The sequence below is a fragment of the Mesorhizobium sp. M1A.F.Ca.IN.020.06.1.1 genome, from assembly GCF_004023265.1.
Taxonomy (GTDB): Bacteria; Pseudomonadota; Alphaproteobacteria; order Rhizobiales; family Rhizobiaceae; genus Mesorhizobium.
Genome location: NZ_RZSR01000241.1, coordinates 1 through 6,990 on the forward strand (window position 1 = coordinate 1; position 6,990 = coordinate 6,990).

7 protein-coding genes are annotated in these 6,990 nt (G+C 64.9%); 4 read left to right on the plus strand and 3 right to left on the minus strand.

Annotated elements, in window-relative coordinates:
- The 3 genes from EOA60_RS13105 to EOA60_RS13115 form a co-directional block, all read left to right on the plus strand.
- Positions 1-1,185, plus strand: a 1,185-nt coding sequence (locus EOA60_RS13105) for an alpha-isopropylmalate synthase regulatory domain-containing protein (RefSeq protein ID WP_128311451.1), incomplete at its 5' end; no start/stop codon positions are given.
- A gap of 82 nt (positions 1,186-1,267) precedes the next feature.
- Positions 1,268-2,197 (plus strand): EamA family transporter RarD, encoded by a 930-nt coding sequence (rarD, locus tag EOA60_RS13110; RefSeq protein ID WP_095800101.1) that lies wholly within the window; start codon positions 1,268-1,270, stop codon positions 2,195-2,197.
- 9 nt (positions 2,198-2,206) lie between these two features.
- Positions 2,207-2,893: a glutathione S-transferase family protein gene (locus tag EOA60_RS13115; protein WP_095823665.1), complete on the plus strand. Its 687-nt coding sequence runs from the start codon at positions 2,207-2,209 to the stop codon at positions 2,891-2,893.
- 4 nt (positions 2,894-2,897) lie between these two features.
- Here EOA60_RS13115 and EOA60_RS38960 read toward each other — a convergent pair whose 3' ends face one another.
- The 3 genes from EOA60_RS38960 to EOA60_RS13130 all read right to left on the minus strand — a co-directional run bounded on the left by EOA60_RS38960 (position 2,898) and on the right by EOA60_RS13130 (position 5,157).
- Positions 2,898-3,116, minus strand: a complete 219-nt coding sequence (locus tag EOA60_RS38960) for a CorA family divalent cation transporter (protein ID WP_245322288.1) — start codon at positions 3,114-3,116, stop codon at positions 2,898-2,900.
- 189 nt (positions 3,117-3,305) lie between these two features.
- Positions 3,306-3,593, minus strand: coding sequence for a hypothetical protein (locus EOA60_RS38965; protein WP_095800099.1), 288 nt, complete (start codon positions 3,591-3,593; stop codon positions 3,306-3,308).
- A 211-nt stretch (positions 3,594-3,804) separates the two neighbouring features.
- Positions 3,805-5,157 carry a hypothetical protein gene (locus tag EOA60_RS13130; protein ID WP_095823664.1) on the minus strand — a complete coding sequence of 451 codons (1,353 nt, stop codon included), beginning with the start codon at positions 5,155-5,157 and terminating at the stop codon, positions 3,805-3,807.
- A 462-nt stretch (positions 5,158-5,619) separates the two neighbouring features.
- Here EOA60_RS13130 and EOA60_RS13135 point away from each other — a divergent pair.
- A partial coding sequence (locus tag EOA60_RS13135) for an efflux RND transporter periplasmic adaptor subunit (protein WP_245502554.1) occupies positions 5,620-6,990 on the plus strand: 1,371 nt, incomplete at its 3' end.

Here is a 6,990-nt window from a genome sequence, read left to right on the forward strand (position 1 = left end):
CATTTCTTCGACGGCTTCAAGGCCAATCCGGCTTACGCGCTGGCCTGCGCCAAGACGGCCTATGATGCCGGGGCGCGCTGGGTGGTGCTATGCGACACCAATGGCGGCACGCAGCCTTCGGAAGTGCGGGCCATCGTCGAGAAGGTGATCGCGGGCGGCATCCCTGGCGACCATCTCGGCATTCATGCCCATGACGACACCGGCCAGGCGGTGGCGAATTCCCTTGCCGCCGTTGAGGCCGGTGTGCGCCAGATCCAGGGCACGCTGAACGGCATCGGTGAGCGCTGCGGCAACGCCAATCTGGTCACAATCATCCCGACGCTCGCGCTCAAGCCGGCCTTCGCCGATCGCTTCGAGACAGGCATTTCGGCCGAAGCACTGACCGGCATTTCGCGGCTCTCCCGCGCTTTCGACGAGTTGCTCAACCGCGCGCCGGAAGCTCAGGCGCCCTATGTCGGCTCATCCGCCTTCGCCACCAAGGCGGGTATCCATGCCTCGGCGCTGGCCAAAGAGCCGGCGACTTACGAGCATGTGCCGCCGGAAGCCGTGGGCAACCGCCGCCGTGTCATGGTCTCCGACCAGGGCGGCAAGGCCAATTTCCTCGCCGAATTGAAGCGGCGCGGCATCGACGTGCCGAAGGACGACAGCCGGCTCGACGCGCTCATCGCCATCGTCAAGGAGCGCGAGGCCGAAGGCTACGCCTATGAGGGCGCCGACGCCTCCTTCGAGCTCTTGGCCCGCAAGACGCTGCACGGCCTGCCGGAGTTCTTCAACGTCACCTCGTTCCGCTGCATGGTCGAGCGCCGCTTCGATGCCAATGGCAACCTGAAGACCGTGTCCGAGGCGATCGTGAAGGTGATGGTCGACGGCGAGGAGAAGATGTCGGTGGCCGAAGGCCACGGCCCGGTCAACGCGCTCGACATCGCGCTGCGCAAGGATCTCGGCAAGTATCAGAACGAGATCGTCGACCTCGAGCTCGCCGACTTCAAGGTGCGCATTCTCAACGGCGGCACCGAAGCCATCACCCGAGTGCTGATCGAATCGCACGATTCCACCGGCGCCCGCTGGTGGACGGTCGGCGTATCGGAAAACATCATCGACGCCTCCTTCCAGGCGCTGATGGATTCGATCATCTACAAGCTGATGAAGAACCGTGATATGGCTGGCTTAGTCGCGGCGGAGTAGGTTGAACCATCATCAAAAGTCCATTGATCCATCAGAATTTTGCGATGGTCTTGGACGGTCCCCTGGGCCATAGCGTTGGGCCATGGTCACCGCAACAGCCGATCTCGATCAAGACGCCAAGGCCCGCCGCGGCTTCCTTTTGGCCCTCGGCGCCTATTTCCTCTGGGGGCTGTTGCCCTTCTACATGAAAGCGGTGGCGCACCTGCCTCTGATCGAGGTGATCTCGCACCGGATCGTTTGGTCGGTGCCGATCGCCGCTGCCGTGCTGGTCTGGGCCGGCCGCACCGCCGACTTCAAGGCCGCGATCCGCTCGCCGAAAAGCCTCGCCATGGCGGCGCTGACGGCGACGCTCATCTCGGTCAACTGGGGCATCTATGTCTGGGCGATCGCAGTCGACCGCACGGTCGAGACGGCGCTCGGCTACTATATTAACCCGCTGGTCAGCGTGGTGGTCGGCGCCGTTCTCCTCGGCGAACGGCTCGACCGGCTGCAGATCGCGGCGGTGGCGCTGGCCGCCATTGCGGTGACCGTGCTTACTGTCGAGGCCGGCAAATTACCCTGGGTATCGCTGGCATTGGCCTTCTCCTTCGCCGCCTACGGCTTCTTCCGCAAGACGCTGCCGATCGGGCCGAGCCAGGGCTTTCTGCTCGAAGTTCTTTTGCTGTCGGTGCCGGCGCTTTGCTACATTGCCTACCTGATCGCCGCGGGACAGGACCATTTCATCTCCAGCACCGGCGCCGACACCGCGCTGCTGATCGGCTGCGGCCCGGTGACCGCGGTGCCGCTTCTGCTCTTTGCCTTCGGCGCCAGGCTTTTGCGCCTCTCCACCATCGGCATCATGCAATATATCGCGCCGACGATGGTGTTCCTGATCGCCGTCCTGATCTTCGATGAGCCGTTCGGCACCACGCAGGCCATAGCTTTCGCCCTTATCTGGACTGCGCTGGCCATGTACAGCTGGTCGATGTTCAGAGGGCGCGAGGTTCGCCAGGCGGGTCCCGCGACGAGGTGAGGGCGGCAAATGTACCAGCTTTATATCGGCAACAAGAACTATTCGTCCTGGTCGCTGCGGCCTTGGCTGCTGATGCGGACCCTCGACATTCGCTTCGAGGAGCGGCTGACGCCGTTCCCGACCGGTTCAAGTTTCAGCCTCTTCCGGTCATTCTCGCCGAATGGCCGCGTGCCCTGCCTGGTCGACGATGGCTGGGCGGTGTGGGATTCGCTCTCGATCGTCGAATATCTGGCAGAGCGTCATCGAGGCGTCTGGCCGGCCGATGCGAAAGCGCGCGCATGGGCGCGCTCCGCCGCCGCCGAAATGCATTCGAGCTTTACCGCGCTGCGCAATGACTGCCCGATGAGCTGTGGCGTGCGCGTCAATCTGGCATCGATGTCCGATGCGCTGAAGCACGATCTCTTCCGCCTGGGCGACTTGTGGAACGACGGCCTTGCGCGCTTCGGCGGACCGTTCCTAGCCGGAGACCACTTCACCGCGGTCGATGCTTTCTTCGCTCCGGTCGTTTTCCGGGCACAGTCCTATGGACTGGCATTCGAGGGCGCCGCCGCTGCTTATCCCAAGCGGTTGCTCGATCTGCCTGCCATGCGCGAATGGTATGCGGCCGGTCTCGCCGAGACATGGCGCGAGCCGGACCATGAGGCGGAAGTCCGCGCGGCCGGTACTGTCGTCGAGGATCTGCGCGCGAGCGCATAAGACGCTAAATCCGGCCCAGCCGTCGCACGACCATGTAGACGATCCCGGCGACGACGACCGCTATCGCCGTCACCACCCAGAAGCCGAGCGCCGTGTCGACCAGCGGGAGCCCGCCGACATTCATGCCGAACAGGCCGGAGATGATGGTCATCGGCAGCAGCACCGCGGTCATGACGGAGAGGATGTAGAGCAGCTGGTTCAACCGCTCAGTCAGCTTCGCCATTGACTCGTCCTGCAGCTGCTCGCCGTCATGATGCAGCGGATGCGCGCGGCCTTGCCGCCATATCGCCGATCGCTTCCGTTAGGATAAGCCTCCACGTCTGAGCGAGCCGCTGCCGCTCAGACCAGATAAGATGGGCCGCCCATGAAAGGGAAAGCCCGCCCCTGGCAATCTGGGACGGGCTGGCCTTCGCTAGCAGCCTTCGGTGGTCTTTTTCATCTGGCCAGGCGCGGCCGTTTTCGCATCGGTATCCTGCTGTCCGGGAGCTGCCTGCTTCGCGCTGCCGGTCTGCTGGCCAGGCGCGCAGTCCTTTGCCGAATTGGTCGCGCCCGTGGTGGTCGAGTCGGTGTCCTGTGTGCTGGGTGTCGTTGTCGTGGTGGTCGTCGTCGTGGACGATCCGCTGGTGGTGCTGCTGGATTGCGCCATCGCAAGGCCGGCGGACATGGCCACAATGGCTGAAGCGAGAAGAAGCCGTTTCATTCATCATCTCCTGGAAGCGGCAATGTCCCTTCTGTTATGAAACAGCGAAAGGAAGCGGCGGTTCCCTTGGCTGTAGCCGGTGGTGACCAGGAAGGAGCCGGTGCTCTACCGGACGAGGCCGAGCGTGACCTGAGCGCCGGCAGGCGCCTGCGCGAAGGCAAGTCCAGCCCGCGGCTGGCGCCAGTGATAAAAGCATCGAGACTGAACAGTCCTACTCCTGCTGTCCCGCCAACGCCGCCTGAACGGCCGCCATTCCGGGATCGCGACCCTTGAGCAGATCGTCGATCGACCATGGCGCGGCAATGTCGGGCTCCAGCGTCTTGAGCGCAACCGGCTTGCGGCCCTTGCCTTTGTCGATGGTGGCGACAAGCACGGGCGTCGTGCCCGTGGCGGAACTCGGTTGCGCCATGCCGACGAAACAATCGGCGTAGGCCTTGCAGCCGTTTTGAAGGTCATAGCGCTGCGTCGCGGACTGCAGCATGAGGCCCGAATGCGGCAGCGTCACCTGCTGCTGATCGGCGAAGAACATCATGCGGTCGCCGGGCGCTTCGCCGACCAGTGTGACCCTGTCCCCGCCAGCCTGCTTGAGATAGGCGACGTCGACAATTCCCGCCGAAAAGGTAATCGGGCTTTCCAGCACGAACAGCCGTCCCGGCGGTTTGACGCGGGACGGCCAGGAACTGAGCGCATCGCGGGTCAGCATCAAGTTGCCGCCGGTGTTGAAGCGCATGTCGAGGACGAGGTTCTTGCGGCCGAGGCGGACCCGGGCGGCTTCGACCTCAGCCAGGAAATCGGCGATCTTCCCGGTCTTGCCGTCGACGTTGCGTCTGATCTCGGCGACGATGCCATCGAGTTCGGGCGCATCGCGCCAGCGGAACGGCTGTTCCTGATCCTGCAGCGGCCAGGGCGCGCGGCCCTTGGGAAAAATCTTCACCCAGTCGCGGCGCTGCGGCTCCGGGGCGAGCTTGCGGTCGATGATGCGGCCGTCGGGCGTCTGGAAGCGAAAGGTCGCATCGCCGGCGGCATTGGCGAGCCCGAGCGCATGCAGCAGGTCGGGCCGGACGATCGCGTCGGTCGCCTCGATGTCGCGCCATGCCGCCACGCCGCCATGCAGGCTGCGCAGCGCCGAGGAGACTTCAGCAGCCGGATGGCCGTCGATGCCGGCGAGTCGGCTGCCCAGCAGATCGCCGTTTTGCGGACTGGCCGCTATGACGTAGAAGGCGCCGCCGATCGGCAGCAAAGACATCGCCACACCATTGGCGCGCGGCAGCTTGCAGGTCGTGTGACCATTGTCGGCCAGCGCCGCGATCTGGCAGAGATGAACGGTGAACATCGCCGCATCGATCGAGCCCGCAGCTGCGTCCAGGGCCTGCAGGCGAAGTTCCGCTTCCGCGCGGGCGGCTTGCGAGTAGGATCGGTCGACCTCGAGAAAGTCATGGCGGAAGACTTTCAGATCCTCGACCTGTGCGTCATGCGAGGTGACCCCGTCCGGACTTTGCGCGGTCGCGTGGCCGAGCGCCAACAGGCTGAGCAGGGGCAAGGCGAGCAGCCGGGCAAAGGTCATGGCTTCCCTCTCGATCGCGATCCGGCCCGCTGCCGATAAAGCTGAGGAATAGGGCAGCTTCGCACGTCGCTGCGTTCACATCTTTGCGAGCGGGCTGGAGTGGGGTCCCGCTCGGAGGCTGCGGTTTTGCGCCGGGACGGGAACGACGTCCGACCGTCGAAAGGCGGTCCGCCGCGCGGGCCGGGTTCACCCCGTTAAAGCCTTGTCATCATTGGCCGGCGCGGCGCGGCCGGTCACTCTCACGCGATGGGGGCACGGTCCCCGAACAGTTCGCCCGGGCGCGCATTTTTGAGTGTGGTCTTCAACCTAACCCATTCAATTCTTACGGGAATTTAATGTCGGGCGCAATTGCATGGCCAGGTTCCGGCGTTATGTTCCCGGCCGGATTGCGTCTTGGGCCAGTGACGCTGGCCAAGGACGTGGTCGACCTAGCCGCTTGCGGTTCGATGGATAGGTGACAAAGTGGACGACGAAGTCGCCAGCCGGTTACAGCCGCTCCGTGAGCCGATGGCAGACATCAAGCCGGTGGTCGTGCGTCGCCGGCGCCGCGGCTGGATGGTCGCGCTGCTGCTGGTGGCGGCTGGAGCGGGCGTCGCCTTCTGGCTCCATCCAGCACCGGTGCACCAGCAAGGCGCGCGCGGCGGCCAACGATTCCGGGGCGGCGATCTCGGCGCGCAGCCGGTCGCAGTCGCCTCGGTGACGCAGGCCGACATCCCGATCACGCTGGAGGCGCTGGGCACGGTCACCTCACTGTCGACGGTGACGGTGCGCCCGCAGGTCAGCGGGCAGATCACCGCGATCGCCTTCACCGAAGGGGAGATGGTGAAGAAGGGCGATTTTCTTGCCCAGGTCGACGACCGCACTCTCCAAGCCTCGCTGCATCAGCTGCAGAGCCAATTGAAGCACGATCAGGCGCTGCTGAGCGATGCCAGGCTCGACCTCGACCGCGATCTGAAGCTGACCTCCAACGCCATCACGCAGCAGGCGGTCGACCTGCAGCGCGCGATCGTGCAATCCGACGAGGGCACGGTCATGTCCGACCAGGCGCAGATCGAGGCCGTCGAGGTCAATATCGCCAACAGCCATATCGTTGCACCTGCCGACGGCCGCATCGGCCTCAGGCTGGTCGATCAGGGCAATTACGTCACGCCTTCCGACAGCACCGGCATTGCGGTGATCACCGAGATGCAGCCGATTTCGGTGCTGTTCTCGCTGCCCGAAGACACCCTCGCCGAAGTTCTGGAACAGTCGCATGGTAATGCCGGGCTCAAGGCCACCTTGTTCGACCGCAACGACACCAAGCAGATCGCCGAAGGCACGCTGCAGACGATCGACAACCAGATCGATCCGACCACCGGCACCGTGAAGCTGCGCGCCGTGTTTGCTAACGCCGACGGCGGGCTTTATCCCAACCAGTTCGTCAACGTGCATCTCCTGGTGCGCACGCTGACCGGCGTGACGGTGCTGCCCAACGCCGCCATCCAGCACGGCGCTCCAGGCACTTTCGTCTATCAGCTCAACGACGACAGCACTGTCTCGGTGAAGACCGTTTCCCTTGGCCCCGGCGACGCCTCGGTCACGCAATTGCTGTCGGGCCTTCCGCCGGGCGCCAAGGTGGTCGTCGATGGCGTCGACCGGCTGAAGGACGGCGCCAAGGTGACCGTGCCTGACAACAGCGCCGCGCCGACCGCCGGCGCTGGATCTCCCGCGCAGCCGCAAGCGGAGGGTAGGGGCAGCGGGGCCGCCGCGACCAGCAATACGTCTGCCGTCAACCCCGGCAACGCGCCCGCGATCTCGAGCAGCCAGCGCCAAGGTTCGGCAGGCGACGGCGCG